This window comes from Alcaligenes ammonioxydans (assembly GCF_019343455.1).
GTDB classification, from domain to species: domain Bacteria; phylum Pseudomonadota; class Gammaproteobacteria; order Burkholderiales; family Burkholderiaceae_B; genus Alcaligenes; species Alcaligenes ammonioxydans.
The window spans coordinates 2,922,940-2,942,457 of record NZ_CP049362.1 but is presented as its reverse complement, the minus strand read 5'-3'; the positions used below and the strand labels follow the sequence as shown (position 1 = coordinate 2,942,457).

Below are 19,518 nucleotides of genomic sequence, written 5' to 3'. Positions count from 1 at the left end.
TTGTCAGGGCGATTTCGGCTTTTTATTTCCGGCTCTTACCGCCACCACTTTTAAAGCGTGATGTCGTTCTGTTGCGTGAAGATCTCGCCTGGCGCTTTCGGCCCCGGCCCCTTCCGAAAGCAACAGCAGGTAGATCAATGACACAGAGACAGGAGCACACGATGTTCAAGGATCGCATTCGTTTCCCCGGGTTGGAAGGCAAAGTCATGACCGCTCAGGAGGCCGTCGCCTTCTTCAAGGACGGGATGAATGTCGGGATGAGCGGCTTTACCCGTGCCGGGGACTGTAAGGTCATGCCTCGAGCTTTGGCCGAGCGCGCCCGCACCGAGCCATTAAAACTGAATGTGGTAACCGGCGCCTCGCTGGGGAATGATAGCGATGGTTTGATGGCGCAAGCAGGTGTGCTCGCCCGTCGTTCGCCGTTTCAAGTAGATTCAGTGTTGCGCCGTCACATCAATGAAGGCAAGGTCCTGTTTACGGATCAGCACTTGTCCTTGACCGTCGAGCACATGCGTTCGGGCAATCTGCCTGCGATTGATATCGCGGTGATTGAGGCCGTTGCCATTACCGAGACTGGCGCGATTGTGCCCACCACTTCGGTTGGCAACTCGGCCAGTTTCGCCCAGCAGGCCAGTCAGATCATTGTCGAGCTGAACCTGAGCATGCCGGTGGAAATGGAAGGTCTGCACGATATTTATGTACCCCAGGCCCGCCCCCATCGTCAGCCTATTGAGTTGACCGATGTGGACCAACGTATTGGCACCACCGCGATTGAGGTTGATCCTGCCCGTATTGTGGGTATCGTAGTGACCGACGCTTTGGACAGTCCCTCCAGCGTGCTGCCCCCTGACCAGGAAACCCAGGCCATCGCCGGTCACATTATCGAATTTCTGAAAGCAGAGGTCGATGCGGGTCGTATGAGTCATTCCCTGCTGCCTTTGCAGGTCGGTATCGGGACGATTGCCAACGCCGTGACCTATGGTTTGCTGGATTCGCCTTTCACGGACATGCAGATGTACTCGGAGGTGCTGCAAGACAGCGCAATTGCCATGCTGGATTCGGGCCAGTTGAGCTTTGCCTCTGCCTCTTCCTTGACCTTGTCGGCTCCCAAGATGGCCCAGTTTCTGGAGGGATTGGAAAACTATCGCGACAAGCTGGTCTTGCGTCCACAGGAAATCAGCAATCACCCAGAGCTGGTTCGCCGCCTGGGTATTATCGCGATCAACACGGCCCTGGAGTTTGATATCTACGGCAATGTGAACTCCACCCACGTTTGCGGCACGCACATGATGAATGGCATTGGCGGCTCCGGTGACTTTGCCCGTAATGCGCATTTGTCCATTTTTGTCAGCAAGTCCGTGGCCAAAGACGGCGCCATCTCCAGTGTCGTGCCCATGGTCTCGCATGTAGACCACTGCGAGCATGACGTGGCGGTACTGGTGTCTGAATGGGGCCTGGCGGATTTGCGCGGTTTGGCGCCTCGGGAGCGGGCCCGCGTCATCATCGAAAAATGTGCTCACCCAGACTATCGTCCTGCTTTGCTGGATTATCTTGAACGCGCCAGTCAGCGTGGCGGCCATACGCCCCATATCCTGGAAGAAGCGTTGTCCTGGCATGTTCGTTTTCAGCAAGAGGGCACCATGAAACAGGAGCAGTTCCACACGCAGGAGCTCCTTGCCGTGTAGTCCATCAGGTCGGGTAATGCGTGGCCGAGTCAGTCCGGCGACGCAGACCTTACAAGCTGACCTGATCGCCCCTGGCATTCCACCCGTGCCAGGGGCATTTTTTTAGCGCTAAAATTGCAGATTGTGCTGCGTTTAGCGAGGCTGGCGTGCTTGAGCAAATCGGTGTAGTCAATTTCTGGGCGTTTGTTGTGGGCACGGTGGTCATCGTGCTTTTGCCTGGCCCCAATTCTTTGTACGTGTTGGCCAGTGGCGCCGGTCACGGTGTGCGCGAAGGCTATAAAGCGGCCTTGGGCGTGGTGGTGGGCGATGGTATTTTAATGACGCTGACCGCCTTGGGCGCTGCCTCGCTGCTCAAGACACTGCCGATGTTGTATACGGGCATACGGTGGCTCGGTGCCGCTTATTTGCTGTATCTGGGTTTGCGGCTCTTGCAGTCGGCCTTTCGGCAAGGGGGGCCAGTGCAGTCCGTGGACACGCGCCTGCGTCACGAAACCCGTTTCCGCAAAGCCTTGCTGCTGAGCTTGTTAAACCCCAAGGCCATCCTGTTTTTCCTGTCCTTTTTTGTGCAGTTTGTGGACCCCTCCAAAGGTCACACGGGCTTGGCCTTTATGGTGCTGGGCCTGGTGGTGGAGATCATCAGCATTTGCTATTTGTCTTTGCTGATTTTTGGCGGTGACCGCCTGGCAGGAATGTTTCGACGTCATCAGCGTTTGTCCCGCATGGGCAATGGCTCGGTGGGGCTGCTGTTCATGGGCTTTGCCGCCCGCATGATCGGCGACTGAACCGGCCGTCTCAGAGCGCAGCCGTTCTGACAGCACTTATTTATCAGATTTAAGGAAAACACCATGAGTAGCAAAATCCGTGTCGGTATTGCAGGTTACGGCAATTTGGGGCGAGGCGTAGAGCTGTCCCTGGCACAAAACCCGGACATGGAGCTGGTCGGCGTTTTTACCCGTCGCGATCCCGCTTCCCTGCAACTGCAAAGTGCCGGTGTGCCCGTACGCGCCCTGGACCAGATTGAGCACTACCGTAATGATATTGACGTGCTGATTCTCTGTAGTGGCTCTAAAAATGATCTGCCCGAGCAAGGCCCGGCTCTGGCGCGCTGGTTCACGACGGTGGACAGCTTTGATACCCATGCCCGTGTTCCTGAGTATTACGCGGCGGTGGATGCAGCAGCGCAAGGCGCTGGCACGACGGCCTTGATTGCCGTGGGTTGGGACCCCGGCCTGTTTTCCCTGAACCGCCTGTATGGGGAATGTGTGCTTCCAGTGGGGCAGACCTACACCTTCTGGGGCAAGGGTCTGAGCCAGGGACACTCGGATGCCATCCGTCGGGTGGCCGGGGTCGCCGGGGGCGTGCAATATACCTTGCCCGTCGAAGCAGCGGTCCAGCGCGTGCGTAATGGCGAACAGCCGGAGCTGAGCACCCGTGAAAAGCACAAGCGCCAGTGTTTTGTCGTGCTGGAGCAGGGTGCGGATGCCGATGCTGTGCGAGAAGCCATTGTGACCATGCCCGACTATTTCGCTGACTATGACACCGAAGTGAATTTCATCGACGCCCAGACCCTGGCGCGAGATCATGCCGCCATGCCTCACGGTGGCTTTGTCATTCGCAGTGGTCAGTCTGCGGCGGGCTCGCAGCAAGTGGTGGAATACGGATTGAAGCTGGGCAGCAACCCGGAATTCACGTCCAGCGTTCTGGTGGCCTACGCTCGTGCCGCCTACCGCATGAACAAGAATGGTCAGATCGGTGCTCAGACTGTGCTGGATGTGCCGCCTGGGCTGCTCTCGCCCAAGTCACCCGCGCAGTTGCGCAAAGAGCTGCTGTAAATTCAGTGACATCGTCGCAACCCGGTTCTGCCTGGCAGAACCGGACCCCGATTCCGGTTTGATTCCGCCTGAATGATTCGGTGCGCCAATAAAGGGTAAAATAGCGCCCACTTCTTACTAATGTTGGGTGTTTCCATGCGCTTACTGATCGCACTCCTGTTGCCCTGGTTGGGTTTTTTCACGATTGGCCGGCCTGTGGCGGGCATTATTTGCCTGATCTTGCAGTTGACCCTGATTGGATGGATTCCCGCCGCGATTTGGGCGGTATATGCACTTAGCCAATACAAGACCGACAAGAAAATCGAACAAGCCCTGGGCAAGCGTTAAACCCCGGCTTTTTCTTCTCTTTCTCTACGTCTGAGCGGGCCCTGACGTGCTTGCTCAGACGTTTTATCTTTTTTTGCTGATACAGCCATGACCCTCTCGTCTCCCGTGGGCCATTCTCCTGAGTCCGGTGAGCAAATGGTGTCCGTAGACCCCCAGGCGGTACCACGCCTGGAGCTTCGCCAGATCACCAAGGCCTACCCGGCCGTGGTCGCCAATGACCATGTCTCCCTGTCTATCCTGCCGGGGCAGATTCACGCTGTGTTGGGGGAAAATGGCGCCGGCAAGTCCACCCTGATGAAAATCATTTATGGGGTGATCAAGCCCGATCAGGGCGAGATTCTGTGGGACGGCCAAGCGGTTCAGATCAGCAGCCCGGCAGCGGCACGGCAACTGGGTATCGGAATGGTGTTTCAGCATTTTTCGCTGTTTGACACCCTGACCGTTACGGAAAACATTGCCCTGGGTCTGCCCGCTTCCACCAATATGAAGGAGCTGGCGGGGCGCATCCGCGAGACCGCCAGTCAATACGGGCTGGACCTGGACCCGCAGCGTCACATTCATACCTTGTCGGTAGGCGAATGTCAGCGGGTAGAGATCGTGCGTGCTTTGCTGGGCAAGCCCAAGCTGCTGATTCTGGATGAGCCCACCTCGGTGCTCACGCCCCAAGCGGTGCGCCGCCTGTTTGGCACGTTGCGTCAGCTGGCTGCCGAAGGCTGCAGCATTGTTTATATCAGTCATAAGCTCGATGAGATCCGTGAGCTGTGCAATGCCTGTACGGTCATGCGCATGGGCAAGGTCACGGGCTACTGCGATCCGCGCCAGGAGACCACGGCCAGTTTGTCGCGCCTGATGATTGGCGCCGAACCCCAGTCCTTGGGCGAGCGCCGTGCACGGCAGGGGGGCACGCTTTTGCAGGTCCGTCACTTGCAGCTGAGCAAATCGCACCCCTTTGCCTGCGAGTTGCAGGATGTCAGCTTTGATCTGCACCAGGGCGAAATCCTGGGTGTGGCCGGGATTTCGGGCAATGGACAGCAGGAGTTGCTGGCCGCCTTGTCGGGTGAGGATACCCGGGCACAGGCTGACATGATCTTGCTGGATGGTCAGCCTATTGCCCAGCGTGACGCGGCCTGGCGCCGTGACCAGGGCATGGGCTTTGTGCCTGAGGAGCGCCTGGGGCGGGGCGCGGTGCCGGAATTGTCGCTGGCACAAAACCTGCTGCTGTCCCATCAGAATCAAGAGACGGTCAAACGCGGTTTTTTGCGCTTTTCCAGCATTCGTCGTCTGGCGGGCGGGATTATCAAGCGCTTCCGAGTCAAAACCTCTAATGAGCAGGCCGCAGCCAACAGTCTGTCTGGGGGGAATCTGCAAAAGTACATTATCGGCCGTGAAGTGACCCGTCAGCCCCGGATTCTGGTGATTGCCCAGCCGACCTGGGGCGTGGACGTTGGGGCGGCTGCCCAGATTCATGCTGAACTGCTGGCCCTGCGCGATGCCGGCTGTGCCTTGCTGGTGATCTCTGAAGAACTGGATGAATTGTTTGCGATCGCCGATCGTCTGATTGTTATCTCCAAAGGTCGTATGTCTCCCTCTATTCCCGTGGCGCAAGCCAGTGTTGATCAGATCGGGCAATGGATGAGCGGTTTGTGGACGGAGGACAAGCATGTTCAGGCTTGAGACTCGCGCCACGCCCTCAACCTTGATGGCCTGGTGTTCCCCCTTGCTGGCCGTGTTGCTGACCATGGTGGTCGCCGGAACCTTGTTCTGGTCCCTGGGTAAAAATCCCCTGGCGGGCTTGAATGTCTTTTTTCTGGAACCCTTGCGTGACCTGAATGGCTGGGCCGAGGTGGGCGTCAAGCTGATTCCCCTGCTGCTGATCTCGGTCGGTCTGGCTATTTGTTTCCGGGCCAACATCTTCAATATTGGGGCGGAAGGGCAGTTGGTGATGGGAGCCTTGGCCGCCGGGGCGTTCATACTGCATGTGGACGATGGCGACAACGGTGGTTTTTTCCTGATTGGCGTGGCGCTGGCCTGCGGCATGATGGGCGGCATGGCCTGGGCTGCGATCGTGGCCTTTCTGAAAGACCGTTTCAATGCCAACGAGATTCTGGTTTCCCTGATGTTGGTTTATGTGGCTCAGCACCTGCTCAGCTATCTGGTGCACGGTGCCTTGCGCGATCCTGAGGGTTTCGGTTTTCCGCAGTCCAGTCTGTTTTCTGACGGGTTTCTCTTGCCCGCTGTCTTGCCGGCGACTCGCTTGCATACCGGTATTGTTCTGGCCTTGATCGCCTCGGTGGCAGCCTGGCTGTTCCTGACGCGCAGCATGGCTGGTTTTCGTTTGCGGGTGGGGGGCATGGCCCCGCTGGCAGCTCGTTATGCCGGTTTTTCATCCCGCAGGGCGCTGTGGAGCTCTCTGCTCATTTCGGGCGCACTGGCCGGACTGGCCGGCGCAGCAGAGGTGATGGGCCCGGTCGGGCAGCTTACGCCCTCTATTTCTCCCGGCTATGGTTTTGCAGCCATTATCGTGGCCTTTGTGGGACGACTGCACCCGCTGGGGCTGATCTTCTCTTCCTTTGTGATGTCCTTGCTGTATATCGGTGGGGAATTGGCCCAAAGCCGTTTGGGCTTGCCCAATGCGATCACCGGCATTTTTCAGGGCATCCTCTTGTTTTCCTTGTTGGCTTGTGACGTGTTCATCACCAAGCGTTTGGTCTGGAGAAAGTAATGGACGCGATTGCCCCTTTGCTGGCCGCAACCATCAACGCCGGAACCCCTTTGCTGTTGGCAGCCCTGGGTTTGCTGATCAATGAAAAATCGGGCGTGATTAATCTAGGTTCGGAAGGCATGATGCTGATGGCGGCCATTGTAGGCTTTGCCGTGGCCGTGCAAACCGGCAGCCCTGCTCTGGGCTTTGTGCTGGGCGCACTTGTTGGCATGGTGATGGCGGCGGCCTTTGCCTGGCTGACGGTGTGGCTGGGTGCGAACCAGGTCGCGTGTGGCCTGGCCCTGTCCTTGTTCGGGGTCGGGGCCTCGGCTTATATCGGCCTGCCTTTTACCGGTAACTCCCTGGTTGTGACCAAGTTGTCCATTCCCGTGCTGAAAGATATTCCCCTGATCGGCCCCGCCTTCTTCCAGCAGCATTACATGGTCTATGTGTCCTGGGTGCTGTGCATTGCCGTGGCCTGGTTCCTGACTCGTACCCGTTCCGGTCTGGTACTGCGTGCGGTGGGTGAATCGCCCGCCTCGGCGCACTCGCTGGGCTACAACGTGCGCTACATTCGTCTGGGCGCCTTGATGTTTGGCGGCGCCTGCTGCGGTCTGGCCGGTGCCTTCATCTGTCTGGTCTATACACCCATGTGGGTCGAGAATATGGTCGCTGGGCGTGGCTGGATCGCGTTGGCGCTGACCACGTTTGCCACCTGGCGTCCCTGGCGCGTGATGCTGGGCGCTTACTTGTTTGGTGGGGTCACGATCCTGACCTATCATGCGCAGGCTCTGGGTGTTCCGGTAGCCTCGCAATTGCTGGCCATGATGCCGTATCTGGCCACGATTATTGTGCTGGTATTAATTTCTCGAAACGCTAACTGGATCAGGTTGAATATGCCTGCATCGCTTGGCAAAAACTTCAATCCCAACAACTAGAGGACTGACATGACTGGAAACTTTATGCGCAAGGCTCTTTTGGCCGCTGCCATCGCTTCCCCCCTGGCCGCCTTGCCTGTGTCCGCTCAGGCAAACGATCAAGAACCCCTGAAAATCGGTTTTGTATATGTCAGCCCTATCGGTGAAGCCGGTTGGACCTGGCAGCAGGATATTGGCCGTCGCCAAATGGAAGAGGCCCTGAAAGGCCGCGTGGTCACTCAGTATGTGGAAAACGTGCCAGAAGGCGCCGACGCTGAGCGTGTGATTCGCGATCTGGCCCAGCAAGGCAACAAGCTGATCTTCACAACCTCGTTTGGCTACATGAACCAGACGCAGAAAGTGGCCAAGCAGTTTCCGGATGTGAAATTCGTTCACTCCACTGGCTACAAGACAGCTCCTAACGTGGCAACCACCAATGCCCGTTTTTACGAGTCCCGTTACCTGGCTGGCGTGCTGGCTGGCAAGATGACCAAATCCAATGTGGTCGGTTACGTGGGTGCTCACCCCATTCCCGAAGTGCTGCAGGGTATTAATGCTTTCGCCATCGGCTTGAAGAGCGTGAATCCGGAAGCACAGGTGCGCGTGGTATGGGCCAATAGCTGGTACGACCCAGGTAAAGAACGCGACGCAGCAGTCACTTTGCTGGGGCAGGGCGCGGACGTGGTGACGCACCACACCGACTCCACGGCAACCGTACAAGCGGCCGAGGAAGCCGGCAAGTATGCGATTGCCTACCACTCTGATATGAGCAAGTTCGGTCCTAAAGCCCAACTGGCTGCGGTCACTCACCACTGGGGCGACTACTTTACGCGCAAAGCCACGGAAGTGCTGGATGGTAAATGGCAGAATGACAGCACCTGGGGTGGCCTGAAGTCCGGCATGGCCGCTTTGGAAGGCTTTGGTCCCGAAGTGCCCGCTGACGTGAAAGAGTTCGTTCTGGCCAAGCAGGCCGAGATCGAGGCAGGCACGCTGCAGCCTTTTGCTGCTCCTATCAAGGACAACGACGGCAAAGTGCGTCTGGAATCCGGTTTCCTGGATGACGATGCGTTGAACCGCATGGATTACTACGTGGAAGGCGTGGCCAGCAAACTGCCCAAGCAGTAATTCGCATCGCCGACTGTAACGTCACGACAGCCCCTTGGCGGATTTTCCGCCAAGGGGCTTTGTTTATGGATACCGCTAGGGGCGGCCGTGTCGGCATTTGCTCACGTTGTGGCCAGGCATGCTGGGGTTGTGGCGTGGCTATGGGCCTTGTTTCCAATGAGCTAGATAGGGTGTGACGATCTCAAGGCTAGGCTGATTGTGCAGGGCGCTTGCGTCCCAGACGTCGTGAAGCCCGCATCCAGCGCAGTGTCATCAGTATTGCCACAACAGACAGGCCGGTGACCAGTCCGATCCAGATGCCCACGCCGCCCATATTGAATTGAAAGGCCAGCAAAGAGCCTGTAGGAACACCCAGAACCCAATAGCCCAGCAAGGCCAGCACCATGGGTATGCGCGTATCATGCAGACCGCGTAGCATCCCCGCCGCAACGGCTTGGGCTCCATCACTGATCTGGAACAGCGCTGCCAGTGCCAGAAAAGTGATAGCTAGCTGAATAACAGCCTGGTTCTCGGCCACATCCAGATCCAGGAACAGGCCAATCAGGGTCAGGGGGGCGAACCAGAACACCAAGGCCGCCAGACCCATAAAACCCACCCCCAGGATGTAGGAAATCCAGCCAGCACGACGGGCGCCCAAGGGGTCGACCCGGCCGGCGGCCAGTCCTACACGTATGGTGGCCACCTGGCTAAAGCCCAAAGGAATCATGTAGGACACGGAGCAGATCTGCATGGCAATCGCATGGGCGGCCAGATCGGATTGACCCAGCACCCCCATCATCATGACGGCCGCGTAAAAGACCAGGGTTTCCAGCGTGAAGGTAATGGCGATAGGGATGCCCAGTGACCACATTTTCCACAGCCGTTTCGCGCTCCATTGCCAGGCCTCATTGAATAGGTAGTAGCGTCGAAAGCGCGGGTCACGCAACACGATCCAGCTCAATGCCGCGAACATGAAGATGCTCGATGCGGTCGTGGCCAGTCCGGCCCCGGCCAGCCCCATGGCCGGCAGGCCCAGATTGCCAAATACCAGCAGCCAGCCCAGCAGGGCATTGATGCCAATCGCGATAATCGCTACCGCCAGGGTCCATCCTGGTTTTTCCATGGCCGCCAAAAAAGAGCGCAGCACGATGTATCCCAGATAAGGCAGCAGGGCCCATTGCAAGGTGTGCATATAGGATACGGCGCGTGCCGCCACGACGGGGTCCTGGCCCATCATCACCAGGATGTGCTCGGCGTTCCACAGCACCATCCAGGCGGGCAGGGTGATGAGCAGGGCCGTCAAAAAGCCGTGACGAATGATCTGTTGCGACTCTCGGACATCACGCAGCCGCCGCCCCAGCGTGGTTGCCAGCATGGGAACCACGGCGGATACCAGTCCCATGCTGAAAATCATGAAGGCTTGATACAGACTGGCCGACAAGGAGCCGGCAGCCAGTTCATCGGGGCCCAGTCGGCCCATGTAGATCAGGTTGGTGGCCAACAGACTGACCTGAGCCAGATTGGTCAGAATCAATGGCCCGCCCAGACGCAGGGACGATTGCAACTCCGCCAGCCAGAGCTGGCTCGGGCCGGGGGTGTGGGTTTGTGCAAGCATGGTTTATTGGATGCGCGGCAAAGACCAGGTGCTGATCACTTGGGCTACTGCCGGGCCACCGTTGGCCGGCTCCAGCAGCACATCGCCCGCACAGGTGCGGCCTGTCTTATGAATTCGGGCATGAGCCAGAATGTCGCCCGGTGGGGCCTTGCGCAGGAAGTTGATGGTCAGGCTGGAGGTAACGGCATCTGGATTGCCGGTCGCGCCCACCACAGCGGCATACAAAGCCAGGTCCGCCAGCCCCATCAGCATAGGGCCTGCCACCATGCCTCCCATGCGTTGGTGGGCGTTGCGCTCAGGCAAACGCAAACAGGCATTGTCATGACCAATATGCACCACATCAATTCCCAGAACGGCGGCAAAAGGATGGAGACGCTCTAGAAGATCACGAAACTGGACAATATCGATTTTAGGCTCGGGTGCAGAATGTGTGCGGGTCATGACGTCGTCACTGAAAAGAGGGCCGTTGTAAGAAAGGCATACTGGCTGGTACTGTATCAGATCGTCCTGCGTATCGGGGTAGTTCGACACCTGTGCCAATAGAGCAGGACCAATTCCAAACAATCACAAAGAAGCGAGGAGCATCATGAAACGCAGCATTGTTGTTCTGGCCTTGGGTTTGCTGGCATCGACCGGCACGGTGATGGCGCAAGGGCACGACGGGCACGGTCATGGCAAGCCTGAACCGGTACGCGCTTTAAGCACTCAGGTACATGCCAGCCAATGTTGGGTGCGCCTGCTGCCCAAGCCCACCCCTTCGGCCGCCTATCTGGAGTTGGAGAACAAGGGTGAGCAGTCCGTCGCCGTGACAGGAGCCAGCTCACTGTCCTTTGGGCATGTGATGCTGCATCAAACTAGCGAGAACCAGGGCATGGCGCGCATGTCTCATGTCTCCGAGGTGCAGATCCCGGCGGGCGGAACATTGAGCCTGAAGCCGGGGGCTTTCCATGTGATGCTGGGTCAGGCCAAAGAGGATTTGGCCTTGGGCGAGCGCATCATCTTGAGTCTGCATTTGTCGGACGATACTCAGGTTCAGGCCGAGTGCGAGTTGCGTCCTGCCAAGACACAGGAGTATTGAACGCATTGAACGTTTGGCTGGAAACCGGGAGCTGGTCGCGGCATGCGGCCAGTTTTCCATTGGGCTTCAGGCCTGCAGCGCGTCCAGCACCGCTTGGTTGAAGGCTTTGGGATTAGCCAGATTCATGCCGTGGGCGGCCAGCGGGATGCGGTGCATCTGGTCTTCGCGTCGGTGCTGACGAATGATGTCCATACAATGGTGGTAGCGCGTGGGGCTATTTTCGCCCGTGATGAAGCTCAGGGGCGCATCCATTTGCTTGAGCCATTCCAGGTCCGGACCTTGATGGGGCTCTTGCTGCTGATCCAGCATGGTGTGGGCGTTGTCCTGAATCATCTCGCGGAACCAGCGCGTCATTTGCTTCCAGGTCCCTGAGCCATTAACCGTATCCACAAACAGAGCCATGGCGCCATCACGGTCGCCCTGTTCCAGGCGTTCGGCCACTTGCTGGAACAAGGGAGCGTACGAATACGCACCAGGAGTCGGAAAGCCGGGGTCGGCCAAGGTCAGGCTGGCCACTTGCTCGGGCATCCTTTGAGCCAGCAGCAGGGCTACATGCCCCCCGCGAGAGTGCCCCACGATATGCACTTTCTCATCAGGAATATGCTGATCCAGCAGGGCCTGCAGGTCCTGGGCGTGTCGCGCCGTGCTGAAGTTGCCGGGGCTGGGCACACCCGGCCAATAAGAGCGCAGACTGGGAGCCAGAACCCGGCGCTGAGCGGCAAAAGCGGGAATCTGCCAGCGCCAGTAGCGCCAATCGCACAGGGAACCGTGAATGAGCAAAACGGGCGCACCCTGGCCCTGATCGACGAAAGTGTGGCGATAGCCTTGGACGGTCAGTTCAAGCGTGGAGAAATCGGCAAAAGGGTCTGTCATGGCAAGCAATCGTTAGCAGGCAGGGCTAATGCCTGAAAAAAACAGACCGGGTCTGAACCCGGTCCGTATGGCTTTACGCGCTGGGAGGACTATTCCAGCAGCTTCAGGCGGCTGCGGGCCGTCTCGGCTGCTTCCGATTGTGGATAGTCTTTCACAATGCGCTGTAACGTGGTCTTGGCGCCGCTCAGGTCGTTCAGCTCAATCTGACTGGAGGCCGTGACCATCAGAGCATCGGCAGCGCGGGGGCTTTGGGGCGAAGCCTTCACAAAAGCCTGCAGCTTCTGGATGGAGGTTTTAAAGCTCTTGATGGCGTACAGGCTGCTGCCTTCGTAAAAGCGAACCTCGTCTGCCAGAACGCTGGTGGGGTAGGCGGCGAGAAAGCTGGCAAAGGCATCCGCGGCAGGTTTGTATTGACCTGCCCGGTAGGCATCCATGGCGCTATCGAATACGGCTTGTTCTTGTGGGTCAGCGGCTTGCGGGCTTTGGGGGCCCGGAGCGGCAGTAGTGTTCTGACCCTGGGTGCTGGCTTGCCAGCTCAGTTTCTCGACCTGACCGCGCAGAGTCACTACCTCGGAGCGCAGCATATCAATTTGATCGGCCAATTGCAGACGAGCCTGGGTGTTTTGCTCGTTCATCTGACGAATTTGCTGCCGCAGCTCCAAAATGGCGCGTCGGGCCTCGTCATCGGCAAAGGCCTTGGCCGGCAGGCTGGCAAACAGGGCGGCCGTCGCCAGCAGAGCGACGGTCGCGAGACGAAAAGGCTTTTTATAAGCGTGCATAGTGAAGTCCGTTAAAAAATGTGCATCCGCAGTGCGCAGGCTCCCTGCCTGCAGGGCTCCCCTCTGTGGGGGCTGTCATCCTGGGGCTTTGCGCCGGCCTGGCGAGCCCGGTGTCCAGCATAACGAATTTTCAGTGGCTCGGGCATGCTGCCGATAAAAAAACGCCGCGGCGTTAACTACCGCCACGGCGTCGGAACCACTTGGTCGATGCAGAAATTATCGTTGGTAAACGATGTCTGCGCGACGGTTTTCAGCGTAATCAGCTTCGGTGTTACCCAAGGCTTTTGGACGCTCTTTACCAAAGCTCACTGCTTCGATCTGGCTGTTGCTCACGCCCAGCAGACCCAGCATGCGTGCAACGGCGTCGGAACGACGCTGACCCAGAGCCAAGTTGTACTCGGCACCGCCACGCTCGTCGGTATTACCTTCGATGCGCACGGTTTGCTGAGGATGGCTGCTCAGGTACGAAGCGTGCATTTCCACCAGGCTACGGTACTGCTCGTTAACGACGTAGCTGTCGTAATCAAAGTACACCGAGCGCTGTTGTGCCAGTGGGCTTTGAGGGTTGAATGGGTCCATGATCTGGCCTGCGCTGGCAGAGTCCGATCCAGTACCGCCGGTTGAACCGGAGCCAGATTGATCCAGAGGAACCGAGCTGCAAGCAGCAAGGGCAGCAGCCATAACGGCGAGGGAAAGACTTTTAAGAATGCGCGAGCTCATTTGAATTCCTTTTGAAAAAGAGTCACACAGGATGTCAGTTGGTAAATGGTCCCCAGGTGGGTTCGCGTACTTTGCCATTCAAAGACGAGAGGGTCTGACGAACGCGACCGTCCACGGATGTCACAGCTAGGACACTGCGGCCCCCCTGAACAGAACTATATAAGATCTGCATCCCATTAGGGGCGAAACTCGGAGACTGATCGTCGGGACCTGTCGTCAGCAGTTGCTCTGCTCCTGATGCCATATCTTGAATGGCAATTCGGAAAGCACCGTTTCTGCGTGTGACGTATACAAGCCTAGTACCGTCTGCAGAGACCTCCGGTGAAATATTGTAACTCCCGTTGAAGGTTATGCGTTGCGCATCGTCACCACCCAGACTCACTTTGTAAATGTTCGGAGCGCCACCACGATCGCTCACAAACACAAGGGAGTTGCCATCGGGCGTAAAACTCGGTTCAGTATCGATCAGAGGTGAACGCATCACGCGACGCAAGCCCGAACCGTCTGCATTTATCGTGTAAATCTGCGAAATACCGTCTCTGGAGAGCACAACAGCAAGCTGATTGCCGTTTGGCGACCAGGCAGGGCTACTGTTATTCCCCTTGAAATTAGCCAGTGGCTCACGATGACCGGTGGCCAAGGTTTGCACATATACAACAGGTTTGTCGTTCTCGAAGCTCACATAAGCCAGTTTTTTCCCGTCTGGAGACCAGGCGGGAGAGATGATTGAGTGTCGAGAACGCAACATTACCTGCGGATTTTGGCCGTCAGCGTCAGCAATTTGTAACTCGTAATTGTTGCCTGTTTGCAACACATAGGCGAGGCGGGTCGAAAAAACGCCCCGTACGCCCGTAATTTTTTCATAGATCCGGTCTGCAATTTGATGGGAAATGCGGCGCAGTTCTTTCTCGCTGCCCGCAAACGCCACACCATCGAGCTGGGTCTGGCGGACCGAGTCCACCAGGCGATAGCTGACGGAATATTGGCCGCCGGCTTGAGTGACCGAGCCATAGGCCAGATAGTCGGCACCACGATTGCGCCACTCGTCGTAAGCAATGGTGCTTTCCGCATTCAAGGCAGCACCGGTGGCATTGATCAATTGGAATTGACCCGAACGAGTCAGGTCGGCGCGGATCACTTCGGCCAGGGATTGACTGGCAGGGTTGTCAGCAAAATCGGCGATCGCGATGGGGTACTGGGTAGCACCCACACCCGATATATCAACCCGCAGTTGGGCCTGGGCCGGTTGGCTGGCGAACATGCCAGCAGCCAGGGCAAACGCTCCAGTGGCCGTGGCGCGCCAATGACGACCTAAGGTCGCCAGGGCAGGGGTAGCGGCGGTCATTATGCAATCTCCTGATTAATCGAACATGCGGTATTCGCCATCAATATACGATGGATACTGCCCGCTAGGCGGTTTGGGGAAAGGGCTGCACCGGGCAAGACCCTTGGATACGGCATCATCGAACTGCGCGATGCCGGACGATCGTTTGATTTGAACGCGATTGGGCGTGCCATCGGCGTTCAGGTCCACGCGATACAGCAGTGCGGGGTTGCCACGTACTTCAGAGCGGGGCGGGGTGCTGTAGACCACGCCAGGCTGCACGCAGGCGCGCACCTTGGCAGCGTAGCCACCATCACCACCGCCGCCACCGGCCTGATTGCGGTCTGCGGTACCACCGGGGCGGCCAGGAGCGCCTTCGCGCATGGCGCGACGGAAGGCTTCTTCCTTGGCCTTGCGTTCAGCATCTGCCTTGGCTTTGGCAGCAGCCTGCGCACGGGCCTTGCGTTCAGCCTCGGCTTTGGCTTTGGCTTCAGCGTCTGCCTTGGCCTTGGCCTCGGCTTCTGCTTTGGCTTTACGCTCGGCTTCGGCCTTGGCTTTAGTCTCGGCTTCTGCTTTGGCCTTGCGCTCGGCCTCAGCCTTGGCTTTGGCCTCAGCTTCCGCTTTTTCCTTGCGTTCCTGCTCCTGCTTTTCCTTCTGCTCGCGCTCACGACGTTCCGCTGCCAGCTTTTCCTGGCGTTGCTTTTCCTGTCGCTCCTGCTCCAGTTTTTCCTCACGCTCTTTTTTCTCGCGCTCCTTGCGAGCCTGTTCCAAAGCGATCTCAGGATCTACTTCGGGTTCGGCAGGAGGAGTGACCTTGGCAGGCTCGGGAGGTGGTTTGGGCGCCGGAGGCGGCTCGGGTTTTGGCTCGGGCGTGGGTTCGGGTTCAGGCGCTGGCTCAGGCTCGGGTTCGGGCGGCGGCTCGGCTTCGGCCTCAGGAGCTTGCGGGTCGGCATTGACGGCTGCATCAGGCGCAACACCGTCCATCCACAATTCGACCTGGACCGCATTGGGTGTTTTGGGCGCAGAAAAAAAGGCGCCGGCAAAAATGGCGAGCAGCAACAGCCCGTGCAGACCCAGGGCGATGAGCAGGCCGCGCCGATCTTCCTTTTGCTCAGGCGAGCGCAGCGCCTGATTGCGGGTATTGCGTGTTCTGTGCTTCATTCAGTTCAGGTTTTTCGCGCCGGATGGCGAACACGCTATCCGGCCAGAGATTATTTGCGAGCGTCAGGATCGCTGTTGCGATCGACGATCAGACCAAGGCGGTTGATGCCATTGGAGCGCAGTTCATCCATCAAGCCCATGACGGTCTCGTAGGGAACCTTGCCGTCGGCGGCAATGACAACCGGGCTGTCGGCTTGCATGCGCGAGCGCACTTCACTGAGCAATGTGGACTTTTCGATGTTCATGAACTCGGAGCCCGCATCGCGCAAGCGTATGGCCAGCTTGCCGTCCTTATCAACCTGAATCTCCACGGGTTTGGCAGGCACTTCGGAGGCTTGGCCAACCGAGGGTAGCTCTACCAGGCCGGGGGTAATCATGGGAGCGGTAACCATGAAGATCACCAGCAGCACCAGCATCACGTCGATATAAGGGACGACGTTGATTTCGTTTTTCATGCGACGGCCATGACGGCCGGTGCTTCCACGCATCGATGGCATCAGTTCACCTGCCGCTGCAAGATGTTCAGGAATTCGTCGATAAAGCTGTCAAAGCGGATCGAGATACGATCGAGCTCATTGGTAAAGCGGTTGTAGGCCACCACGGCAGGGATGGCAGCAAACAGGCCAATCGCTGTGGCGATCAGCGCTTCGGCAATACCGGGTGCCACCGAGGCCAGCGTGGCCTGCTGCATGCCCGACAGACCGATAAAAGCGTGCATGATCCCCCAGACGGTGCCCAGCAAGCCAATGTAGGGGCTGACCGAGCCGGCAGAGGCCAGAAAGTTAAGGTGTGTCTCCAGCGTATCCATTTCGCGCTGGTAGCTGGCGCGCATGGCACGACGTGGTCCGTCCAGCAGCGCCGGGCCTGAGCTGTGGCTGCGACGCGCCTTGATGAATTCGGTCATGCCGGCTTCAAAAATACGAGCCAGGGCGCCATGTTCGGCACGTCGCGAGGAAATGGATTGCTGAAGCACGGCCAGATCGCCACCGGCCCAGAAGTCGTCCTCGAAACGGCGGGTCTGTTCCAGCGTGCGTTTAAGTGCAGCCCTTTTGCTGAAAATATAGGCCCACGAGAGAATCGAAATTCCCAGCAGGATCAGCATGACAAGCTGAACGGGAATACTGGCATCGAGAAGTAGCGAAATCAGCGACAGGTCGCTAGTAGCTTGCATGGTCAGTCCTGAACCTTTTCCAAGAGGGTACGTAAATCAGAGTCCAGCTTGCTTGGACGAAGCGTGTTGGCGTCAACGCAAACAATTTGGATGGTGCTTTGGCATAACAGTTCCCCACCTCGCAGGGCACCTTGTTCGAAATGGATGGTAGCCGAACCCAGCTGGGTAATGCGGCTGCGCACCGAGATCAAATCATCGAGCCGGGCAGGTTTGAGATATTGTATTTCAACCTTCTTGACTACGAACAGGCGTTGATTCTGCTCGGCCACATCCGATTGGTTTACTCCCAGGTTTCTGAGCCACTCCGTGCGCGCACGCTCGAAGAACTTCAGGTAATTGGCGTAATACACAATCCCGCCGGCATCGGTGTCCTCGTAATATACGCGAATATCAAGCCGAGCCTGGGTGTCCCACTTGTCATTAAGCATGTCGTTCGTAAAAGAATTTATGTTGACGGGCAGGGCAGGCTGCGTGCCTGCCCTGCTGGAAGTCCTTACAGTGTTGCCAGACGCTCCACGCTGACCTGAGCAATCTGCTCGACCGGGACGTGGGTGCTGCTGGCGTCACGGCGTGCCTGCATTTCAACCACGCCTTCTTTCAGGCCCCGCTCGCCGATGGTAATGCGCAAGGGCACGCCAATCAGCTCCCAGTCGGCAAACATGATGCCGGGGCGGGCATCGCGGTCGTCCAGAATGACATCCACGCCCTGTTCCCTGAGCTGCTTGTACAGGTCGGTAGCGGTCTGGCGCACGGCATCGCTCTTGGTAAAGCCAATCGGGCAGATCACCACTTCAAAGGGGGCCAGGGCGCGAGGCCAGATCATGCCGCGTTCATCATGGTTTTGCTCGATGGCAGCGGCGGCAATGCGGCTGACGCCAATGCCATAACAGCCCATTTGCATGACAGCCGGTTTACCATCCGTTTCCAAAAAGGTGGCGTTCAGCTTCTTGGAGTACACATCACCCAGGAAGAAAACGTGGCCCACTTCAATACCGCGCTGGATGGCCAGCTTGCCGCCTTCGGGGGCAGGGTCGCCGTGCACCACGTTGCGCAGGTCCGCCGTGATGGGTTCGGGCAGATCGCGTCCCCAGTTCACACCCGTGTAGTGAAAGCCTTCTTCGTTAGCGCCACACACAAAGTCGCTCATGTTGGCGACGGTCAGGTCGGCGATCACTTGCACAGGCTGGCGCGTGCCGATGGGGCCCAGATAGCCAGGCTTGCAGCCAAAAGTGGACACAATTTCCTCTTCCGTTGCCAGACGGTGACCTTTTTCAAAGCCAGCCAGCTTGGAGACCTTGATATCGTTGACTTCATGGTCGCCGCGAACCAGCAGCAGGTGGACTGTTGTTTTGGTCTGTCCGTCCTCTTCGACCTCTGTGGCCAGCACCACGGACTTGACGGTGGCGGTCAGATCCAGCCCCAGTTGCTGGGCAACCAGCTCGCATTTGGGCGCGTCGGGGGTGGCTGTCTTGACCAGCGCCTGTCCAGGTGCGGCGCGTTCGGCCAGCAGGCAAGGAGCAGGGGCCAGTTCGATATTGGCAGCGTAGTCCGTGTCGGGGTTGTAGACCAGCAAGTCCTCGCCCGTGTCAGCAATAACCTGGAATTCATGGCTGCGCGAGCCGCCAATGGAGCCCGTGTCAGCGGCCACAGCACGGAAATTCAGGCCCAGACGACCGAAAATGCGCATGTAGGTTGCGTACATATTGTCGTAGCTTGCCTGCGCGTCCTCGGCGTTGCGGTCAAAGGAGTAGGCGTCCTTCATGGTGAATTCGCGGCCGCGCATCAAGCCAAAGCGGGGACGACGCTCGTCACGGAACTTGGTTTGAATGTGGTAGAAATTGACGGGCAACTGGCGCCAGCTGTGAATCTCGTTGCGCGCAATGTCGGTGATGACTTCTTCGGAGGTGGGCTGCAGCACGAAATCGCGCTGATGACGATCCTTGATGCGCAGCAGTTCGTCACCATATTTCTCCCATCGGCCCGACTCTACCCAGAGCTCGGCAGGCTGGACCACAGGCATCAGCAGCTCAATGGCGCCGGAGCGGTCCATTTCCTGACGGATGATGTTTTCAATCTTGCGCAAGACGCGCAGGCCCATGGGCATATAGGTGTAGATGCCGCCGGCCGCTTTGCGGATCATGCCGGCGCGCGTCATGAGCTGGTGGCTGGCAACTTCGGCCTCGGTAGGCGCTTCTTTCAGGGTATTAATGTGATACTGGCTAGCATGCATG

The 19,518-nt window shown here is 58.2% G+C and carries 20 protein-coding genes; 9 read left to right on the top strand and 11 right to left on the bottom strand.

The genetic code is table 11. The annotated features are described in order from the left end of the window. Positions 1-161 precede the first annotated feature (161 nt). From FE795_RS13535 to FE795_RS13500, 8 genes are all read left to right on the top strand, one after another. Positions 162-1,685 (top strand): acetyl-CoA hydrolase/transferase family protein, encoded by a 1,524-nt coding sequence (locus tag FE795_RS13535; RefSeq protein WP_003802309.1) that lies wholly within the window; start codon positions 162-164, stop codon positions 1,683-1,685. 146 nt (positions 1,686-1,831) lie between these two features. Beyond that, the gene (gene leuE / locus FE795_RS13530) at positions 1,832-2,467 is read left to right on the top strand and encodes a leucine efflux protein LeuE (protein ID WP_003802307.1); all 636 of its coding nucleotides are present in this window, start codon (positions 1,832-1,834) and stop codon (positions 2,465-2,467) included. Between the two features lie 63 nt (positions 2,468-2,530). Next, a complete protein-coding gene (locus FE795_RS13525; RefSeq protein WP_131070847.1) occupies positions 2,531-3,517 on the top strand; it encodes a diaminopimelate dehydrogenase in 987 nt (328 codons plus the stop codon). A 135-nt stretch (positions 3,518-3,652) separates the two neighbouring features. After that, positions 3,653-3,844, top strand: coding sequence for a YqaE/Pmp3 family membrane protein (locus FE795_RS13520; RefSeq protein ID WP_003802304.1), 192 nt, complete (start codon positions 3,653-3,655; stop codon positions 3,842-3,844). A gap of 135 nt (positions 3,845-3,979) precedes the next feature. Continuing rightward, entirely contained in the window at positions 3,980-5,518 is a 1,539-nt protein-coding gene (locus FE795_RS13515; RefSeq protein ID WP_219236121.1) for an ABC transporter ATP-binding protein, read from the top strand. Then, positions 5,505-6,566, top strand: a complete 1,062-nt coding sequence (locus FE795_RS13510; protein ID WP_059318314.1) for an ABC transporter permease — start codon at positions 5,505-5,507, stop codon at positions 6,564-6,566. Before FE795_RS13515 ends, FE795_RS13510 begins: the two co-directional genes overlap by 14 nt. After that, positions 6,566-7,483 (top strand): ABC transporter permease, encoded by a 918-nt coding sequence (locus FE795_RS13505; RefSeq protein ID WP_003802298.1) that lies wholly within the window; start codon positions 6,566-6,568, stop codon positions 7,481-7,483. Before FE795_RS13510 ends, FE795_RS13505 begins: the two co-directional genes overlap by 1 nt. 24 nt (positions 7,484-7,507) lie before the next feature. Beyond that, positions 7,508-8,587: a BMP family ABC transporter substrate-binding protein gene (locus FE795_RS13500; protein WP_003802296.1), complete on the top strand. Its 1,080-nt coding sequence runs from the start codon at positions 7,508-7,510 to the stop codon at positions 8,585-8,587. A gap of 187 nt (positions 8,588-8,774) precedes the next feature. Here FE795_RS13500 and FE795_RS13495 read toward each other — a convergent pair whose 3' ends face one another. Continuing rightward, a complete protein-coding gene (locus FE795_RS13495; protein ID WP_219235061.1) occupies positions 8,775-10,181 on the bottom strand; it encodes an MATE family efflux transporter in 1,407 nt (468 codons plus the stop codon). Positions 10,182-10,184: 3 nt separating this feature from the next. Further along, complete coding sequence (locus FE795_RS13490) at positions 10,185-10,622, bottom strand: PaaI family thioesterase (protein WP_230406195.1); 438 nt, start codon at positions 10,620-10,622, stop codon at positions 10,185-10,187. 145 nt (positions 10,623-10,767) lie between these two features. Between FE795_RS13490 and FE795_RS13485 the strand changes: the two genes are divergently transcribed. After that, positions 10,768-11,259, top strand: a complete 492-nt coding sequence (locus FE795_RS13485) for a copper chaperone PCu(A)C (protein WP_003802290.1) — start codon at positions 10,768-10,770, stop codon at positions 11,257-11,259. Positions 11,260-11,325: 66 nt separating this feature from the next. On the opposite strand, the gene FE795_RS13480 is transcribed toward FE795_RS13485, so the two are convergent. The 9 genes from FE795_RS13480 to FE795_RS13440 form a co-directional block, all read right to left on the bottom strand. Continuing rightward, entirely contained in the window at positions 11,326-12,132 is an 807-nt protein-coding gene (locus tag FE795_RS13480) for an alpha/beta fold hydrolase (protein ID WP_003802288.1), read from the bottom strand. Between the two features lie 89 nt (positions 12,133-12,221). Further along, on the bottom strand, positions 12,222-12,911 hold the full coding sequence (gene ybgF / locus FE795_RS13475) for a tol-pal system protein YbgF (RefSeq protein WP_003802286.1): 690 nt from the start codon (positions 12,909-12,911) through the stop codon (positions 12,222-12,224). 216 nt (positions 12,912-13,127) lie between these two features. Continuing rightward, positions 13,128-13,631 (bottom strand): peptidoglycan-associated lipoprotein Pal, encoded by a 504-nt coding sequence (gene pal / locus FE795_RS13470; protein WP_003802285.1) that lies wholly within the window; start codon positions 13,629-13,631, stop codon positions 13,128-13,130. A gap of 34 nt (positions 13,632-13,665) precedes the next feature. Continuing rightward, positions 13,666-14,976 carry a Tol-Pal system beta propeller repeat protein TolB gene (gene tolB, locus FE795_RS13465; RefSeq protein WP_003802282.1) on the bottom strand — a complete coding sequence of 437 codons (1,311 nt, stop codon included), beginning with the start codon at positions 14,974-14,976 and terminating at the stop codon, positions 13,666-13,668. Positions 14,977-14,991: 15 nt separating this feature from the next. Beyond that, complete coding sequence (gene tolA, locus FE795_RS13460) at positions 14,992-16,116, bottom strand: cell envelope integrity protein TolA (protein WP_219235059.1); 1,125 nt, start codon at positions 16,114-16,116, stop codon at positions 14,992-14,994. A 50-nt stretch (positions 16,117-16,166) separates the two neighbouring features. Further along, complete coding sequence (gene tolR / locus FE795_RS13455) at positions 16,167-16,613, bottom strand: protein TolR (RefSeq protein WP_003805597.1); 447 nt, start codon at positions 16,611-16,613, stop codon at positions 16,167-16,169. Continuing rightward, complete coding sequence (gene tolQ, locus FE795_RS13450; RefSeq protein WP_003805594.1) at positions 16,613-17,287, bottom strand: protein TolQ; 675 nt, start codon at positions 17,285-17,287, stop codon at positions 16,613-16,615. The genes tolR and tolQ overlap by 1 nt, the downstream gene beginning before the upstream one ends. Before the next feature lie 2 nt (positions 17,288-17,289). Next, positions 17,290-17,715 (bottom strand): tol-pal system-associated acyl-CoA thioesterase, encoded by a 426-nt coding sequence (ybgC, locus tag FE795_RS13445; RefSeq protein WP_003805592.1) that lies wholly within the window; start codon positions 17,713-17,715, stop codon positions 17,290-17,292. A 65-nt stretch (positions 17,716-17,780) separates the two neighbouring features. Next, entirely contained in the window at positions 17,781-19,517 is a 1,737-nt protein-coding gene (locus FE795_RS13440; protein ID WP_059318317.1) for a proline--tRNA ligase, read from the bottom strand. Position 19,518: the final 1 nt, after the last annotated feature.